We start from the raw sequence: 16,164 nt of genomic DNA on the forward strand, positions 1-16,164 counted from the left end.
CATGATTTCTTCTTTGCGTCTTTTGCGTGTCTTTTGCGCCCTTTGCGTTCTGGCTTCTTCCGTCTGCGCCTTCGCCCAGGACGTCCTGCCGGTACCGCCGCTCGCGGCGCACGTCACCGACCAGACCGGCACGCTCGACGCCATCCAGGCGAAGGGCCTGGAGGACAAGCTCACGGCCTTCGAGCAAGCCAAGGGCACCCAGATCGCGATCCTGATGGTCGCGACGACGCGGCCGGAGGACGATGCGAGTTACGCCAACCGGGTGGCCAACGCCTGGAAGATCGGCCGCAAGGGCGTGGGCGACGGCGTGCTGATCGTGGTCGCCAAGGACGACCGCAAGGTCCGCATCGAGGTCGCCAAGACGCTGGAAGGCGCGGTGCCCGACCTCGCGGCCAAGCAGATCATCGACGACGTGATGATCCCCAGGTTCCGCCAGGGCGACTTCGCCGGCGGGCTGCACGCCGGCGTCGACCAGTTGATCGCCCGCATCAACGGCGAGCCGCTGCCTGCGCCGCCGCCATCGCGCGAACGCCAGGCGCAGCGCGCCGGCGGCTTCGACTGGGGCGACCTCGCGATCTTCCTTTTCATCGGCGTGCCGGTCGCCGGCGGCATCCTGCGCGCCATGCTCGGGCGGCCGCTCGGCTCCATCGTCACGGGCGGCGGAGCCGGCGCAATCGCGTGGCTGGTGACCTCGAGCCTGGTCGTGGCCGGCATCGCCGGACTCCTGGCGCTTTTCTTCACGCTGGTGTCGGGCTTCGGGCCACGAAGAGGACCGTGGATCGGCGGCGGTCCGTGGATCGGGGGCGGCGGATTCGGCGGCGGAGGCGGCTTCGGCGGGGGCGGAGGCGGCGGCTGGAGTTCGGGGGGCGGGGGCGATTTCGGGGGCGGCGGCGCCTCGGGGAACTGGTGATGGCCTGGCACAGACGGCTTGCCCGCTTGCTGCGCCATCGCTGGCGCGACGATGCGATGCGCACGATCCCGCCCGACATGGTCGAGCGGATCACGCAGCGTGTGGCGGCGAGCGAGAAGCGCCACAGCGGCGAGATTCGCGTCTGCATCGAAACGGCCCTGCCCACCAGTTACGTGATGCGCGACGCCAGCCCGCGCGAACGCGCGATCGCGCTGTTCGGTAAGCTGCGCGTGTGGGACACCGCGCAGAACAACGGCGTGCTGGTCTACCTGCTGCTGGCCGAGCATGCGATCGAGATCGTCGCCGACCGGGGGCTCACGGCGCGCGTGCCGGAGAGCGAATGGCAACGCATCGTCGATACGATGCGCGGCGCTTTCCAGGGCGGCCGGTACGAGGACGGCTTGAATCAGGCGATCGATGAAGTGACGCGATTGCTCGCGCTGCACTTCCCGCTTCGGCCAGGCGAAAGCAATGCCAACGAGTTGCCCGACGAGCCGGCCCTGCGCTGATCGCGGGCCGCCCGGCCCGGTTATTCGCGCACTTCGCCGTTGGGCATCAGCAGGGCGATGCCGACGTGGCTGCCGCCGTGATGGAAGTTCGGCTTGAAGTTGACGACGTAGCCGCCGGTGTCGAAGCGGCCCAGGCCGTCGAGGGCGCGGTGCAGCGAAGCACGCGTCACTTCCTTGCCGGAGCGGCGCATGCCCTCCACCAGCACCTTGGCCGCGATGCAGGACTCCAGCGCCGTGACGGACATCGGCTCCTTCTGGCCCGATGCACCCCAGGCTTCGGTGCACTCGCGCACGACGGGGATCGCTTGCGCGCGCGGCGCGGGGACGTCGATGGCGACGGACACGCCGCTCGCGTCGGGGCCGAGGGCCTTGGCCAGCTGGCTGGCGCCCGCGAACGACAGGCTGGTGATCATGTAGGCCTTGCCCGAGGCCTTGAGCTGCTTGATCAATTGCGCGGCCGGCGCGTACAAGGTGGTGATCAGCAGCACGTTCGGGCTGGAATCGGCCACCTGCTTGACTTCCGCCGGCGTGATCGCGACGTTGCGCTTGATCGCCACCGAGGTGGGCGCCGCCCCGAATTTCTTCAGCGCCTGCGCCACGGTTTCGAAGTTCTCCTTGCCCACCGTGTCGTCGTAATGCAGGACCGTCACGCGCGTGTTGCCCAGGCTGCCCCAGAAATTGACGATCTTGCCGATCTCGTCGGCGTACGTCGAACGCACGGTGTACACGTATTCGTTCTGCTTGCGGATCGTGTCGGCGCCCGTGAACGGGGCGAAGAACGGCACCTTCTTCTCCGTGACCGTGGGCATGGCGGGGATGCTCAGCGTCGAGGACGCATAGCCGAACAGCGCCACCACGCCTTCTTCGTTGACGAGCTTGTGCGTGTTCTCGCCCGACAGCTTGGTCTGGTTCTGGTCGTCCAGCGAGACGAGCCGGATCTTGCCCTGCGGCAGGCCGCCCGCATCGTTGACCTTCTTGAAATAGGCGAGCGCGCCATTGCGGATATCGTTGCCGAGTTCGCCGTTGGCGCCGCTCAGGGGCGCTGACTGGCCGACCACGATTTCGCCGGCGAGGGCGGGCAAGGCTGCGAACAGCAGCAGCGACAGGAGTCCGGTGCGCATGGCTTGTCTCTTTCTGTAACGGCGACGACGTCGAGGGATGAGGATAAGTGACTCTGGTTTGCATGCCAACCGCGTACAGTTTGTTTCATGGAACATGAAGACCAAATAGTGAATGTCGATGTGGCGTCGCTGGAACACGCGATCGTCGCGGCGGTCGCTCCGCCCGAGGTCCTGCAGGTGGGCGGCTGGATCGTTGGGATCGACAACGGCACCGTCAGCCGCGCCCGCAGCGCCGCACCGCTGGCGCACGACCGCGCCGACCCCGGGGCGATCGGCCCGATCCGCGCGGCCTACGCGGCGCGCGGGTTCTCACCGATGTTCCGCGTCCCGGTGTCGAAGATGTTCGCGCCCGTCGAAACCCAACTCGAGCGATCGGGCATGCTTGCGCGCCAGCCCACGGAGGTCCAGGTGGCGGACACGACCCGTGTTGCGCGGGCGGCCGGCGCCTCCACCACCGTCCGCATCGACGCGCAGCCCGACGCTGCCTGGGCCGCGGTGTTCCTCGGCGAGGGCTTCGATCCGGTCGACGGTGCCAGCCGCGTCGCGACCTTGCGGCGGGCCCGCGGTTCGCTGTTCGCGAGCATTCGCGAGGGAGACCTCGTCGTGGCGGCGGGAGTGCTCGCGATCGGGCATGGCTGGGCGAGCATCCACGGCATGCGCACGGCGCAGTCGCATCGCGGCCGCGGTCTTGCCGGCCAGGTCGTGAGCGCGCTGGCGCAGCATGCGGCCCGTGCAGGATTTGCACGGATCATGCTGCAGGTCGAGCAGGACAACACGGCGGCGCAAAGGCTCTATGCGCGCTGCGGGTTTCAGCGCGCATGGACCTACCAGTACTGGCGCGAGAGATGAAAAGAAAAAGCCCCGCCTGGGGGGGCGGGCGTCGCTGCGCTCCCTCGCCCATTGGGGCGTCAATAAAAAAGCCCCGCCAAGGCGGGGCTTAGGGCGCTGGTTTTTAGCGCGTTCTTATTTCTTGCGGATGAAGCGGCGGGCGGCCGCGATTTCGGCAGCCATGATCGCCAGCTCCGACTGGATCCGGGCGATGTCCACTTCGCTCTTGGCGTTCTTCAATGCCTCTTCCGCGGCGCGCCGGGCCTCTTCGGCCTTCTGCTCGTCCAGGTCCTTGCCGCGGATGGCGGTGTCGGAGAGCACCGTCACGCGATTGGGCTGCACCTCGAGGATGCCGCCGGCCACGAAGATGAACTCCTCGTTGCCGTCGGGCCGCTCGATGCGCACCGATCCGGGCTTCACGCGCGTGATGAGCGGCGTGTGGCGCGGGTAGATGCCGAGCTCGCCGGCCTCGCCGGGCAGCGCCACGAAGCGCGCCTCGCCCGAGAAGATCTGCTCCTCGGCGCTGACGACGTCGACGTGGATGGTGTGCGTGGTGTCGACCATGACGGGGCCTTAGGCGGCGAGCTTCTTGGCCTTCTCGAAGGCTTCGTCGATCGTGCCGACCATGTAGAAGGCCTGCTCGGGCAGGTGGTCGCACTCGCCGGCCACGATCATCTTGAAGCCGCGGATCGTCTCGGCCAGGGGCACGTACTTGCCGGGCGTGCCCGTGAACACTTCGGCCACGTGGAACGGCTGCGACAGGAAGCGCTGGATCTTGCGCGCGCGGGCCACGGCCAGCTTGTCCTCGGGCGACAGCTCGTCCATGCCGAGAATCGCGATGATGTCGCGCAGCTCGCGGTAGCGCTGCAGCGTCTGCTGCACCGAACGCGTCGTCGTGTAGTGGTCCTCGCCGACCACGTTCGGGTCGACCTGGCGCGACGTGGAGTCGAGCGGGTCCACCGCGGGATAGATACCGAGCGCGGCGATGTCACGCGACAGCACCACCGTGGCATCCAGGTGGGCGAAGGTCGTCGCGGGCGACGGGTCCGTGAGGTCGTCCGCCGGCACGTACACGGCCTGGATCGAGGTGATCGAGCCGACCTTGGTCGACGTGATGCGTTCCTGCAGGCGGCCCATTTCCTCGGCCAGTGTCGGCTGGTAGCCCACGGCGGACGGCATGCGGCCCAGCAGCGCGGACACTTCCGTGCCGGCCAGCGTGTAGCGGTAGATGTTGTCCACGAAGAACAGCACGTCGCGGCCCTCGTCGCGGAACGATTCGGCGATCGTCAGGCCCGTGAGCGCCACGCGCAGGCGGTTGCCCGGCGGCTCGTTCATCTGGCCGTACACCATCGCCACTTTCGACTCGCCCAGGTTGTCCAGGTTCACGACGCCGGATTCGGCCATCTCGTGATAGAAGTCGTTGCCCTCGCGGGTGCGCTCGCCCACGCCCGCGAACACCGACAGGCCCGAGTGCGCCTTGGCGATGTTGTTGATGAGTTCCATCATGTTCACGGTCTTGCCGACGCCGGCGCCGCCGAACAGGCCCACCTTGCCGCCCTTGGCGAAGGGGCAGATCAGGTCGATCACCTTGATGCCGGTCTCGAGCAGTTCCTGCGACGGCGCGAGCTCGTCGTACGCGGGCGCCTTGCGGTGGATCGACGCGGTCAGCGTCTGGTCCACGGGGCCGCGCTCGTCGATCGGGTTGCCCAGCACGTCCATGATGCGGCCCAGCGTCGCCTTGCCGACGGGCACCGTGATCGCGGCGCCGGTGTTGTACACCGTCATGCCGCGGCGCAGGCCTTCGGAGGAGCCGAGCGCAATCGTGCGCACGATGCCGTCACCGAGCTGCTGCTGCACTTCCAGCGTCAGCGCGGAGCCTTCCATCTTGAGCGCGTCGTAGACGCGGGGCATCTGGTCGCGCGCGAACTCGACGTCCACCACGGCGCCAATACATTGAACGATTTTTCCTTGTGCTTGAGCCATTGTTCGCTCCAGATATTTTTTAAACGGCTGCCGCCCCAGACACGATCTCCGAAAGTTCCTTCGTGATCGCCGCCTGGCGCGTCTTGTTGTAGACCAGCTTGAGTTCGCCGATGAGGTTGCCCGCGTTGTCGGTGGCGGCCTTCATGGCCACCATGCGCGCGGACTGCTCGGACGCCATGTTCTCGGCCACCGCCTGGTACACCAGGGCCTCGACGTAGCGCACCAGCAGCTCGTCGATGACGGTCTGCGCGTCGGGCTCGTAGATGTAGTCCCAGCCGTGCTCGCCGCTCGCCTTCGTGTCGTCGCGCATCTTCTCCGCGGACAGGGGCAGCAGCTTCTCGACCATCGGCTCCTGCTTCATCGTGTTGATGAAGTTGGTGTAGCACAGGTACACGGCCGAGAGCTTGCCCTCGGCGTACTGGTCGAGCAGCACCTTCACCGGGCCGATCAGGCGGTCGAGGTGGGGCGTGTCGCCCAGCTGCGTCACCTGCGACACCACCGGCGCGCCGATGCGGTTCAGGAAGCCCAGGCCCTTGGCGCCGATGGCCACCATCTGCGGCTGCATGCCTTGCGCCTGCAGCTCGCGCAGCTTGCCCGTGACGGCGCGCAGCACGTTGGTGTTCAGGCCGCCGCACAGGCCCTTGTCGGCGGTGACCACGATGAAGCCCACGTTCTTCGACTCGTTGGCCTTCATGAACGGGTGGGTGTACTCGGGGTTCGCCTGGCCGAGGTTGGACGCGATGTTGCGGACCTTTTCGCTGTACGGACGCGCATGGCGCATCCGGTCCTGCGCCTTGCGCATCTTGGACGCCGCGACCATTTCCATGGCCTTGGTGATCTTCTTGGTGTTCTCCACCGACTTGATCTTCGTCCGGATTTCCTTGCCTACGGCCACGATCGGCTCCTTGTGCTGGTCGTGGTCAGGCGAAGGTCTTCTTGAACGCCGTGATCGCGGCGTTCAGCGGCGGCTCGGTCGTGTCGTCCAGCGCCTTGCCCTGCTGCAGCGTGGCGAGCAGGTCGCCGTGCTTGTCCTTCAGGTACTGGTGCAGGCCGTGCTCGAAGGGAAGGACCTTCTTCACGTCGATGTCGTCGAAGAAGCCCTTGTTCACCGCGTAGAGCGACGCGGCCATCAGGCTGATGGGCAGCGGGCTGTACTGCGGCTGCTTGAGCAGTTCCGTCACGCGCGCGCCGCGATCGAGCTGCTTGCGCGTGGCCGCGTCGAGGTCGGAGGCGAACTGCGCGAAAGCGGCGAGTTCACGGTACTGCGCGAGGTCGGTACGGATACCGCCGGACAGCTTCTGGATCAGCTTGGTCTGGGCGGCACCGCCGACGCGCGACACCGAGATACCCGCGTTGATGGCGGGACGGATGCCGGCGTTGAACAGGCTGGTTTCCAGGAAGATCTGGCCGTCGGTGATCGAGATCACGTTGGTCGGCACGAACGCGGACACGTCGCCGGCCTGCGTCTCGATGATCGGCAGCGCGGTGAGCGAGCCGGTCTTGCCCTTGACTTCGCCCTTGGTGAACTTCTCGACGTAGTCGGCGTTCACGCGCGCGGCGCGCTCGAGCAGACGGCTGTGGAGATAGAACACGTCGCCGGGGTAGGCTTCGCGGCCCGGCGGGCGGCGCAGCAGCAGCGAGACCTGGCGGTAGGCGACGGCCTGCTTGGACAGGTCGTCATAGATGATCAGGGCGTCCTGGCCGCGGTCGCGGAAGTACTCGCCCATGGTGCAGCCCGAATAGGCCGACACGTACTGCATGGCCGCCGATTCCGAAGCGGACGCGGCCACGACGATCGTGTACTCCATCGCGCCATTGGCTTCCAGCGCGCGCACGATGTTCTTGATCGTGGACGCCTTCTGGCCGATCGCGACGTACACGCAGGTCATGTTCTGACCCTTCTGGTTGATGATCGCGTCGACAGCCACGGCGGACTTGCCGGTCTGGCGGTCGCCGATGATCAGCTCGCGCTGGCCGCGGCCGATCGGCACCATCGCGTCGATCGACTTCAGGCCGGTCTGCACCGGCTGCGACACCGACTGGCGCGCGATCACGCCGGGCGCGACCTTCTCGATCACGTCCGTCATCTTGGCGTTGATCGGGCCCTTGCCGTCGATCGGCTGGCCGAGCGCGTTCACCACGCGGCCCACGAGCTCGGGGCCGACGGGCACCTCCAGAATGCGGCCCGTGCACTTGACGGTGTCGCCCTCGGAGATGTGCTCGTACTCGCCCAGGATCACCGCGCCGACGGAGTCGCGCTCGAGGTTCAGCGCGAGGCCGAAGGTCGGCGTGCCATCGGGCGTGGCGGGGAATTCCAGCATTTCGCCGGCCATCGCCTCCGACAGGCCGTGGATGCGGACGATGCCGTCGGTCACCGAGATCACGGTGCCCTGGTTGCGGATGTCGGCGCTGGCCGCCAGGCCCTCGATCCGGCTCTTGATCAGTTCGCTAATTTCAGCGGGATTGAGTTGCATGACTCTTTCCTTTGGTTAACTTGGGGCGAAACGGCTTACGCCGTCAGCGCGACTTTCATCTGTTCGAGGCGGGCCTTCACCGAGGTGTCCAGCACCTCGTCGCCGACCACCACGCGGATGCCGCCGATGAGGGACGCATCCTCCTGCACCGTGGCATTGAGCTTGCGCCCGAAACGCTTTTCGAGCGAGGCCTTCACCTCGGCCAGCTGCGCCTCGGAAACCGGGAACGCGCTGTACACGACCGCATCCGACGCGCCGCTTTGGGCGTTGCGCAGTTCGCGGAACTGGTGCGCGATCTCGGGCAGCGCCGCGAGACGGCCGTTGTCGATGACGGTGCGCAGGAAGTTCTGGCCGGCGGGCGGCAGCTGCACGCGCGCGACGTCGGAGACGACGTCGAACACCTGCTGCGGCGTGACCTTCGGGTTGTCGGCGAATTGCAGCAGCTGCGCGTTGCCCGCGACGTTCGCGAGCGCGTCGAGCCATTGCGACGTGCTGCCGATGTCGGCCTGCGAGGACTTGTACAGCGCCTCGGCGTAGGGACGGGCGATCGTGGCGAGTTCGGCCATGGTGCGACTGCCTTTACAGCTCGGTCTTCAGGCGGTTGAGGAGGTCGGCGTGCACGGAGGCGTTCACCTCGCGGCGCAGGATCTGCTCGGCGCCCTTGACGGCCAGCGCGGCGACCTGCTCGCGCAGCGCCTCGCGCGCCTTGACGGTCTGCTGGTCGGCTTCGGCCTTCGCGGCGGCGATGATCTTGTTGCCTTCTTCCGTGGCGCGGCCCTTCGCCTCTTCGACGATGGCCTGCGCGCGACGCTCGGCTTCGGCCAGCATCTGCGCCGTGTCGGCCCGCGACTTCGCCAGCTCCTGCTCGACGCGCTTGTCCGCGTCGGCCAGTTCCGCCTTCGCCTTGTCGGCGGCGGCGAGGCCTTCGGCGATCTTCTTCGCGCGCTCGTCCAGTGCGGCCGCGATCGGCGGCCACACGAACTTCATCGTGAACGCCACCAGCAGCAGGAACACGATGATCTGAACGATGAGGGTTGCGGTAATGCTCACTGGTTCATCCTTGCACCCGCGCGCTCCAGGCGGCTACGGGCGGGGGTTGATGGGACGCGGCGATTACTTCGGCAGGTTCGCGAGCTGGCCCAGGAACGGGTTGGCGGTGGCGAACCACAGCGCGATACCCGTGCCGATGATGAAGGCCGCGTCGATCAGGCCGGCCAGCAGGAACATCTTGGTCTGCAGCTCGTTCATCAGCTCGGGCTGGCGGGCGGCCGACTCGAGGTACTTGCTGCCCATGATGCCGATGCCGATGCAGGCGCCGATGGCACCGAGACCGATGATCAGGCCGGCGGCCAGGGCGACGAAGCTGATGACTTCCATTTGTGTTCTCCTAGAGGGACTTTGGTGGTTGAAGCAAGGGAAAGAAAACGGGTGCGCTCAGTGCGCGTCGTGGGCCTGGCCGATGTAGACCAGGGCCAGCATCATGAACACGAAGGCCTGCAGCACGATGATCAGGATGTGGAACACGGCCCACGCGAAGCCCGCGACGATGTGTCCGAGGGCCAGGCCGATGGAGCCGCCGATGCCGAGCGCGCCCCAGGCGCCGCCCATCATGGCGATCAGCAGGAAGATCAGTTCGCCGGCGTACATGTTGCCGAACAGCCGCATGCCGTGCGAGACGGTCTTCGCGACGAACTCGATGATCTGCATCGCGAAGTTGAAGGGATACAGCGCCCAGTGGTTGCCGAACGGGGCCGTGAAGAGCTCGTGCACCCAGCCGCCCGCGCCCTTGATCTTGATGTTGTAGTACAGGCAGATCAGCAGCACGGAAACCGACAGGCCCATGGTCATCGACAGGTCGGCCGTGGGCACGACACGCAGGAAGGCGTGGTGCGGATCGTGGCCGGCGGCGCCATTGAGCGACTGCCAGACGGCCGGCAGCAGGTCCACCGGCAGCAGGTCCATCGTGTTCATCGCGACGATCCACAGGAACACGGTGAGCGCCAGCGGCGAGACGAACTTGCGGCTCTCGGCGTTGTGGATGATGCCGCGAGCCTGCGAGTCGACGTACTCGACCAGGAATTCGACCGCGGCCTGGAAGCGGCCCGGCACGCCGGGCGTGGCCTTCTTCGCGGCCCGCCACATGAAGAAGCAGACCAGCGCGCCCAGCAGGATGCCGAAGAACAGCGAATCGAAATTGAAGACGCTGAAATCGGCGACGTTGCGGGGCGGGTGGTTCTGCCAGAACGTCAGGTGGTGCAGGATGTATTCGCCTGCGGTCTGTCCGTGTTCGGCAGCGGCTTCAGCAGCGTGTTCGGCAGCCATGGATCGTTGTCTCTCGCCAGCTCAAGTTTCTTCATTCGCGGCAGCCGGCTTTCTTGCCCGAGGGTTGAAAGCCAGCGCCACCCAATACACCTTCAGTGCCAAGACCAGGCCCACCAGCATCGCCGGCCAGCTCAGGTCCCGCACCAGCTTCGGCGCCGCGCCAACCAGCGCGATCGTCGAAGCCACCTTGACCATCTCCCACACCAGGAAGCCCACTGCCGCGGTACCCGCGTTCAGCGACGAAAAACGCGACGTGAGTCCTCGCGCAAAAATGGCCGCGGGGATCACCACGGCCAGCGCACCGTAACCGGTGGACCACCCAACGTTTTGCTTCCCTGTGAAACCCCACGCCGCCAAAGCCGCAAGGAGCCCCACGCCTACCTGCCCCGCCACCACCCACCAGGGGGAAACCGGGGGGTGTTGTTCGCGCAGCCGTCGCACCTCTTGTGCGCTCAGCGGCTTGACCGGGACGTCCTCCGCGACTTCGGGATCGTCAGGAAGCGGCGCGACTGTTTTCATGTTCTTGCGTGCGCCGCCTGGGGCCCTGAATTTTCACAAAGCCTCTCATTATAAGTAGGAACCCGCACTCGATCCCAGTAGTCGGGCGCCGCGACGGGCCATCTCAGCAACAACCAGTACTTCTGCGTAGGACGCGACAATTCACGCGATGCAGGTGCTCATGCTTTTTCTCCACGTCGCCGCGGCAATCGCCTGGATGGGCGGGATGCTCTTCATGGTGGTCGCGCTGCGGCCGGCGCTGGGCGCGCTCGAGCCGCCCGTGCGGCTGAAGCTCGTCACGGCCGTGCTCGCGCGCTTTCTCGTTCTTGTCGGAGTGAGCATCGTCGTGCTGCTCGTGACCGGGAGCTGGATGATGGCCGGCGCCGGTTCGCCTCCGCGGGGCTGGCAGGCGATGGCGGGCATCGGCGTGCTGATGATGCTGGTCTTCGGCCATATCGCCTTTTCGCCCTGGCGACGCCTGAAGCTCGCCGTCGCGCGCCAGGACTGGCCGGGCGGCGCGAAAGCGGCGGGGCAGATCACCTTGCTGGCCAAGTTGAACCTCGTGCTCGGCTTCGTGGCCATCGCAGCCGTGCTGGCGTGGCACTGAAGCCACTGTGCGGCCTGGCGGCCGGCTGGCTGCTTGCGGCCTCCGGCGCGCAGGCCAATCCCTATTACGACCCCACCAGGCCCCATCACACACCGGACGGCTTTCGCAACAACTCCGCCGGAGCCGTCGCGAAGCCGCTCTCGGACCTGCTGCGCTGGAAGATGGACGCGTGGCGCAACGGCTTGCCGCCCACTCCGCAGGCACCCACGCCGACGACCACGGCCGACATTGCCCGGCTGAGGGCGAACAGCGGGCCGGCGGCGCAAGCCTCAGTGACGTGGATGGGGCATGCGACGACGCTCGTGCAAAGCGGCGGCCTGAACATCCTCACCGATCCGGTCTTCTCGCAGCGCGCCTCGCCCCTGCCGTTTGCCGGCCCGAAGCGCGCGCAGCCGCCGGGCATGGCGCTCGACGAGTTGCCGCCAATCGACGTCGTGGTGATTTCCCACAACCACTATGACCACCTCGACCGGGCCAGCGTCGTGCAGTTGAACGAGCGCTCGCACGGCCGCACGCTGTTCCTCGTGCCGCTCGGGATCAAGCCCTGGCTGGAGCAGCAGGGCATTCGCAACGCCATCGAGCTCGACTGGTGGGATTCGCATTCCGTGGGCGGGGTCGAATTCCACCTCGTGCCCGTGCAGCACTGGTCGTCGCGAACCACGAGCGACCGCAACCAGACGCTGTGGGGCGGCTGGGCCGTGTTCGCGCCCGACCTGCGCTGGTACTTCTCCGGCGATGCGGGCTACAGCCGCGATTTCGCCGATACGCGCGGGAAGCTCGCCGAGCGCGCGAAGGATGGCGTGCTGTTCGACCTTGCCCTGCTGGCGATCGGCGCCTACGAGCCGCGCTGGTTCATGGCGGCGCAGCACATGAATCCGGCGGAAGCCGTGCAGGCGCACCGCGACCTCGGCGCGCGCCGCAGCCTCGGCGTCCACTGGGGCACCTTCGAGTTGACCGACGAGCCGCTCGACCAGCCGCCCCGGGACCTCGCGCTCGCGCGCCGGGCCCTGGGCGTCGCCGACGAGGACTTTTTCGTGATGAAGATCGGCGAGACGCGCTGGTTTCCTCCCCAGAGGACAATCGCCCCATGAGCGCGACTGCATTGCCCGACCTGCCCTGCTACCTCAATGGCGAATTCACGACCTTGCCCAATGCCAGGGTCAGCGTGATGGACCGCGGCTTCGTCTTCGGCGACGGCGTGTACGAAGTGGTGCCGGCCTACGCGGGCAAGCCGTTCCGCTTCGACGAGCATATGGCGCGGCTGGACCGCAGCCTGGGCGAGCTGCGCATTCCCAACCCCATGAACCGCCTCCAGTGGCGCGACATCGTGATGCAGCTGGTCGGTGCCTACGCCAGGCAACAGGGCCGGCCGGCCGGCGAGACGAACCAGCTCGTCTACCTGCAACTCACGCGCGGCGTCGCCCTGCGCGACCACACGATGATTCCCGGCCTGCAGCCCACCGTCTTCGCCATGAGCAACCGCATGTACATCTACACGGCCGAGGAGCGGGCACGTGGGGTGGCCTGCGTCACGGCCGACGACTTCCGCTGGAAGAAGGCGCACATCAAGAGCATCAGCCTGGCCGGCGCCGTCCTCGCGCGCCAGCTCAGCGCCGACGTCGACGCCAACGAGACGATCATGTTCCGCGACGGCTTCCTGAGCGAAGCCGCGGCGTCGAACGTCTGGGTGGTGAAGGACGGCGTGGTGCTCGGCGCGCCCAGGGACAACCTGGTGCTCGAAGGCATCCGTTACGGATTGCTGGAGCAGTTGTGCCGGGCCGAAGGCATCCCCTTCGAGCTGCGCCGCGTCACGCGCGACGAAGTCGTCGCCGCCGACGAGATCCTGCTCAGTTCGGCGACCAAGGAGGTGATCGCCGTGACGCAGCTGGACGGGCGGCCGGTTGCAAACGGGCGGCCGGGTCCCATCTATGGGAAGCTGTACGCCGGCTACCAGCGTGCGAAGGAAAGTTCTTCATGACCCAGCCCCTGCCCGATTCCCGCAAATCGCTCATCGAATACCCGTCGCAGTTCCCCGTCAAGGTGATGGGCCAGAAGGTGGAGGGGTTCGTGCACGCCGTCACGCAGATTGCGAAGCAGTTCGACCCGACCTTCGACGCCGCCACCGTGGAGCTGCGCGACAGCAGCGCCGGCAACTATCTCGGCATCACCATCACCATCACCGCGACCAGCCGCGAGCAGCTCGACGAGCTGTACCGCACGCTGTCGACGCACCCGATGGTGAAGGTCGTCCTCTAGGGCCCATGCGCATCGTCCCGCGTGGACGGGTCGACTACCGGCCCACGTACGAGGCCATGCAGGCCTTCACGGCCGCGCGCGGGCCGTCCACCGAGGACGAGTTGTGGTTGTGCGAACACCCGCCGGTGTTCACGCAAGGGCTCGCCGGCAAGGCGCAGCACGTGCACGAGGCAGGCGGGATCCCGGTCGTGGCCACCAACCGCGGCGGCCAGGTGACCTACCACGGGCCCGGCCAGGTGGTCGCCTACCCGCTCATGGACCTGCATCGCGCCGGTTATTTCGTCAAGGAATACGTGTACCGGATCGAGGAGTCGGTGATCCGCACGCTGCGCCATTTCGGTGTGACGGGGCATCGCGTGACCGGTGCCCCGGGCATCTACGTGAAGCTGGATGACCCGTTCGGGCATTCGCGGCTGGCTTCCTCGTCCTTCGAGGGCCTCGGCAAGATCGCCGCGCTGGGCATCAAGGTGAGCCGCGGCTGCGCCTACCACGGCGTGGCGCTCAACGTGGCGATGGACCTGGAACCCTTCTCGCGCATCGACCCTTGCGGCTACGCAAACCTGCAAACGGTGGACCTTTCTACAATCGGCATCTCCACCACCTGGGAAGAAGCCGCGCGCGTGCTGGCCGACAAGCTGGCCACGCACCTCGCGCCCTGAAAGCCTGTCATGAGCAGCAACGACGTCGTGCGCGAAGCGCAGCCCCTCGAGGCCTACAACCCCCTGGCCAAACAGAAGGCGGCGGCGAAGCTCTCGCGCATCCCGGTGAAGGTGGAGCCGGGCGAAGTCCTGAAGAAGCCCGACTGGATCCGCGTGCGCGCCGGCTCGGCCAACACGCGTTTCTACGAGATCAAGGAGATCCTGCGCGAACACAAGTTGCACACGGTGTGCGAGGAAGCCTCCTGCCCCAACATCGGCGAATGCTTCGGTAAGGGCACGGCCACCTTCATGATCATGGGCGACAAGTGCACGCGCCGCTGCCCGTTCTGCGACGTGGGCCACGGCCGGCCCGACCCGCTCGATGCGAACGAGCCCGAGAACCTCGCGAAGACCATCGCGGCGCTGAAGCTCAAATACGTGGTGATCACCAGCGTCGACCGCGACGACCTGCGCGACGGCGGCGCCGGCCATTTCGTGGAGTGCATCCGCAAGACACGAGAGCTCTCGCCCGGCACGACCATCGAGGTGCTGGTGCCGGACTTCCGCGGCCGCGACGACCGGGCCCTCGAAATCCTGAAGGCCGCGCCGCCCGACGTGATGAACCACAACCTCGAGACGATCCCGCGCCTGTACAAGGAAGCGCGTCCGGGGTCCGATTACCAGTTCAGCCTGAACCTGCTGAAGAAGTTCAAGCAGCTGTTCCCGCACATCCCGACCAAGAGCGGCCTGATGGTGGGACTGGGCGAGACCGACGAAGAGATCCTCGACGTGATGCGCGACATGCGCGCGCACGGCATCGACATGCTCACGATCGGGCAGTACCTCGCGCCCTCGACGTCGCACCTGCCGGTGCGTCGCTACGTGCACCCGGACACCTTCAAGATGTTCGAGGCGAAGGCCATCGAGATGGGCTTCTCGCACGCCGCTGTCGGCGCCATGGTGCGTTCGAGCTACCACGCCGACCAGCAGGCGCACGCCGCCGGCGTGGCCTGAATCACGCGAGCCAGTCGGGGACCGGCAGGCCTTTCTCGCGCAGGAACGCGGGATTGAACAGCTTGGACTGGTAGCGCGTTCCGGAATCCGCGAGGATCGTCACGATCGTGTGGCCCGGCCCGAGGTCGCGCGCCAGGCGAATCGCACCGGCGACGTTGATGCCGCTGGAGCCGCCCAGGCAGAGGCCCTCATCGCGCAGCAGCGAGAACAGCACGGGCAGCGCTTCGTCATCGGGAATTTGGTAGGCCTCGTCGATCGGCGCGCCTTCCAGGTTGCCGGTGATGCGGTTCTGGCCGATGCCTTCGGTGATCGAGCTGCCCTCGCTGCGCAACTCGCCCTGCTTGACCCAGCGGTACATGCCCGCACCCATGGGGTCGGCGGCGGCGATGACCACCTCGGGCTTCTTGGACTTCAGGTACAGCCCCACGCCGGCGAGCGTGCCGCCGGTGCCGATCGCGCAGGTGAAGCCATCGACCTGTCCGTCGGTCTGCGCCCAGATCTCAGGACCGGTGGAGCGCACATGCCCTTCGCGGTTGGAGAGGTTGTCCCACTGGTTCGCGTAGAGCACGCCGTTCGGTTCGGTGCGCGCCAGTTCCGCGGCGAGCCGCTCGGCGACGTGCACGTAGTTGTTCGGGTCGCTGTACGGCGCGGCGGGCACTTCCTTCAGCTGCGCACCGGCCAGGCGCAGCGCGTCCTTCTTCTCCTGGCTCTGGGTCTGCGGGATCACGACCAGCGTGCGGTAACCGCGCGCGTTGCCCACCAGCGCCAGACCGATGCCGGTGTTGCCTGCCGTGCCTTCGACGATCAGGCCGCCGGGACGCAGGTCGCCTCGCTGCTCGGCATCGAGCACCATGTACAGCGCCGCGCGGTCCTTGACCGAGCCGCCCGGGTTCATGAACTCGGCCTTGCCGAGGATCGTGCAGCCGGTGAGCTCGGACGCACGGCGCAGGCGGATCAGCGGCGTGTGGCCCACCGCCTCGGCGAAGCTGTCGCGTATGTCCATG

The 16,164-nt window shown here is 67.1% G+C and carries 20 protein-coding genes; 9 read left to right on the forward strand and 11 right to left on the reverse strand.

The window, feature by feature from the left end:
- Position 1: 1 nt before the first annotated feature.
- Both AC3EF3_RS17940 and AC3EF3_RS17945 read left to right on the forward strand, forming a co-directional pair.
- Positions 2–910 carry a TPM domain-containing protein gene (locus AC3EF3_RS17940; RefSeq protein ID WP_488533507.1) on the forward strand — a complete coding sequence of 303 codons (909 nt, stop codon included), beginning with the start codon at positions 2–4 and terminating at the stop codon, positions 908–910.
- Entirely contained in the window at positions 910–1,419 is a 510-nt protein-coding gene (locus AC3EF3_RS17945) for a TPM domain-containing protein (RefSeq protein ID WP_488533508.1), read from the forward strand. Before AC3EF3_RS17940 ends, AC3EF3_RS17945 begins: the two co-directional genes overlap by 1 nt.
- Before the next feature lie 20 nt (positions 1,420–1,439).
- Here AC3EF3_RS17945 and AC3EF3_RS17950 read toward each other — a convergent pair whose 3' ends face one another.
- Complete coding sequence (locus tag AC3EF3_RS17950) at positions 1,440–2,540, reverse strand: ABC transporter substrate-binding protein (RefSeq protein ID WP_488533509.1); 1,101 nt, start codon at positions 2,538–2,540, stop codon at positions 1,440–1,442.
- Between the two features lie 87 nt (positions 2,541–2,627).
- Here AC3EF3_RS17950 and AC3EF3_RS17955 point away from each other — a divergent pair, with 87 nt between their 5' ends.
- Positions 2,628–3,389, forward strand: coding sequence for a GNAT family N-acetyltransferase (locus tag AC3EF3_RS17955; RefSeq protein ID WP_488533510.1), 762 nt, complete (start codon positions 2,628–2,630; stop codon positions 3,387–3,389).
- A 114-nt stretch (positions 3,390–3,503) separates the two neighbouring features.
- Here AC3EF3_RS17955 and AC3EF3_RS17960 read toward each other — a convergent pair whose 3' ends face one another.
- From AC3EF3_RS17960 to AC3EF3_RS18000, 9 genes are all read right to left on the reverse strand, one after another.
- The gene (locus AC3EF3_RS17960) at positions 3,504–3,932 is read right to left on the reverse strand and encodes a F0F1 ATP synthase subunit epsilon (protein WP_488533511.1); all 429 of its coding nucleotides are present in this window, start codon (positions 3,930–3,932) and stop codon (positions 3,504–3,506) included.
- 9 nt (positions 3,933–3,941) lie between these two features.
- A complete protein-coding gene (gene atpD / locus AC3EF3_RS17965; RefSeq protein ID WP_488533512.1) occupies positions 3,942–5,351 on the reverse strand; it encodes a F0F1 ATP synthase subunit beta in 1,410 nt (469 codons plus the stop codon).
- A gap of 19 nt (positions 5,352–5,370) precedes the next feature.
- Entirely contained in the window at positions 5,371–6,246 is an 876-nt protein-coding gene (atpG, locus tag AC3EF3_RS17970) for a F0F1 ATP synthase subunit gamma (protein ID WP_488533513.1), read from the reverse strand.
- A 25-nt stretch (positions 6,247–6,271) separates the two neighbouring features.
- Positions 6,272–7,825 carry a F0F1 ATP synthase subunit alpha gene (gene atpA / locus AC3EF3_RS17975; RefSeq protein WP_488533514.1) on the reverse strand — a complete coding sequence of 518 codons (1,554 nt, stop codon included), beginning with the start codon at positions 7,823–7,825 and terminating at the stop codon, positions 6,272–6,274.
- Positions 7,826–7,860: 35 nt separating this feature from the next.
- A complete protein-coding gene (locus tag AC3EF3_RS17980; protein WP_488533515.1) occupies positions 7,861–8,391 on the reverse strand; it encodes a F0F1 ATP synthase subunit delta in 531 nt (176 codons plus the stop codon).
- A 13-nt stretch (positions 8,392–8,404) separates the two neighbouring features.
- Positions 8,405–8,875 (reverse strand): F0F1 ATP synthase subunit B, encoded by a 471-nt coding sequence (locus AC3EF3_RS17985; protein ID WP_488533516.1) that lies wholly within the window; start codon positions 8,873–8,875, stop codon positions 8,405–8,407.
- A gap of 63 nt (positions 8,876–8,938) precedes the next feature.
- The gene (gene atpE, locus AC3EF3_RS17990; protein ID WP_227753795.1) at positions 8,939–9,202 is read right to left on the reverse strand and encodes a F0F1 ATP synthase subunit C; all 264 of its coding nucleotides are present in this window, start codon (positions 9,200–9,202) and stop codon (positions 8,939–8,941) included.
- A gap of 57 nt (positions 9,203–9,259) precedes the next feature.
- Positions 9,260–10,147 (reverse strand): F0F1 ATP synthase subunit A, encoded by an 888-nt coding sequence (gene atpB / locus AC3EF3_RS17995; protein WP_488533517.1) that lies wholly within the window; start codon positions 10,145–10,147, stop codon positions 9,260–9,262.
- Between the two features lie 21 nt (positions 10,148–10,168).
- On the reverse strand, positions 10,169–10,666 hold the full coding sequence (locus tag AC3EF3_RS18000; RefSeq protein WP_488533518.1) for an ATP synthase subunit I: 498 nt from the start codon (positions 10,664–10,666) through the stop codon (positions 10,169–10,171).
- A 148-nt stretch (positions 10,667–10,814) separates the two neighbouring features.
- Between AC3EF3_RS18000 and AC3EF3_RS18005 the strand changes: the two genes are divergently transcribed.
- Genes AC3EF3_RS18005 through lipA form a run of 6 tightly spaced genes read left to right on the forward strand, consistent with a single transcriptional unit; the run spans position 10,815 to position 15,160 of the window.
- On the forward strand, positions 10,815–11,252 hold the full coding sequence (locus AC3EF3_RS18005; RefSeq protein ID WP_488533519.1) for a hypothetical protein: 438 nt from the start codon (positions 10,815–10,817) through the stop codon (positions 11,250–11,252).
- Positions 11,243–12,343, forward strand: a complete 1,101-nt coding sequence (locus AC3EF3_RS18010; RefSeq protein ID WP_488533520.1) for an MBL fold metallo-hydrolase — start codon at positions 11,243–11,245, stop codon at positions 12,341–12,343. The genes AC3EF3_RS18005 and AC3EF3_RS18010 overlap by 10 nt, the downstream gene beginning before the upstream one ends.
- Positions 12,340–13,230: an aminotransferase class IV gene (locus AC3EF3_RS18015; RefSeq protein ID WP_488533521.1), complete on the forward strand. Its 891-nt coding sequence runs from the start codon at positions 12,340–12,342 to the stop codon at positions 13,228–13,230. Before AC3EF3_RS18010 ends, AC3EF3_RS18015 begins: the two co-directional genes overlap by 4 nt.
- Positions 13,227–13,508: a YbeD family protein gene (locus AC3EF3_RS18020; RefSeq protein ID WP_488533522.1), complete on the forward strand. Its 282-nt coding sequence runs from the start codon at positions 13,227–13,229 to the stop codon at positions 13,506–13,508. Before AC3EF3_RS18015 ends, AC3EF3_RS18020 begins: the two co-directional genes overlap by 4 nt.
- A 5-nt stretch (positions 13,509–13,513) precedes the next feature.
- A complete protein-coding gene (gene lipB, locus AC3EF3_RS18025; RefSeq protein ID WP_488533523.1) occupies positions 13,514–14,167 on the forward strand; it encodes a lipoyl(octanoyl) transferase LipB in 654 nt (217 codons plus the stop codon).
- Positions 14,168–14,176: 9 nt separating this feature from the next.
- Complete coding sequence (gene lipA / locus AC3EF3_RS18030) at positions 14,177–15,160, forward strand: lipoyl synthase (protein ID WP_488533524.1); 984 nt, start codon at positions 14,177–14,179, stop codon at positions 15,158–15,160.
- Between the two features lies 1 nt (position 15,161).
- On the opposite strand, the gene AC3EF3_RS18035 is transcribed toward lipA, so the two are convergent.
- Positions 15,162–16,163, reverse strand: a complete 1,002-nt coding sequence (locus tag AC3EF3_RS18035) for a cysteine synthase A (RefSeq protein ID WP_488533525.1) — start codon at positions 16,161–16,163, stop codon at positions 15,162–15,164.
- Position 16,164 lies beyond the last annotated feature (1 nt).

This window comes from Ramlibacter sp. GS1-15 (assembly GCF_057785015.1).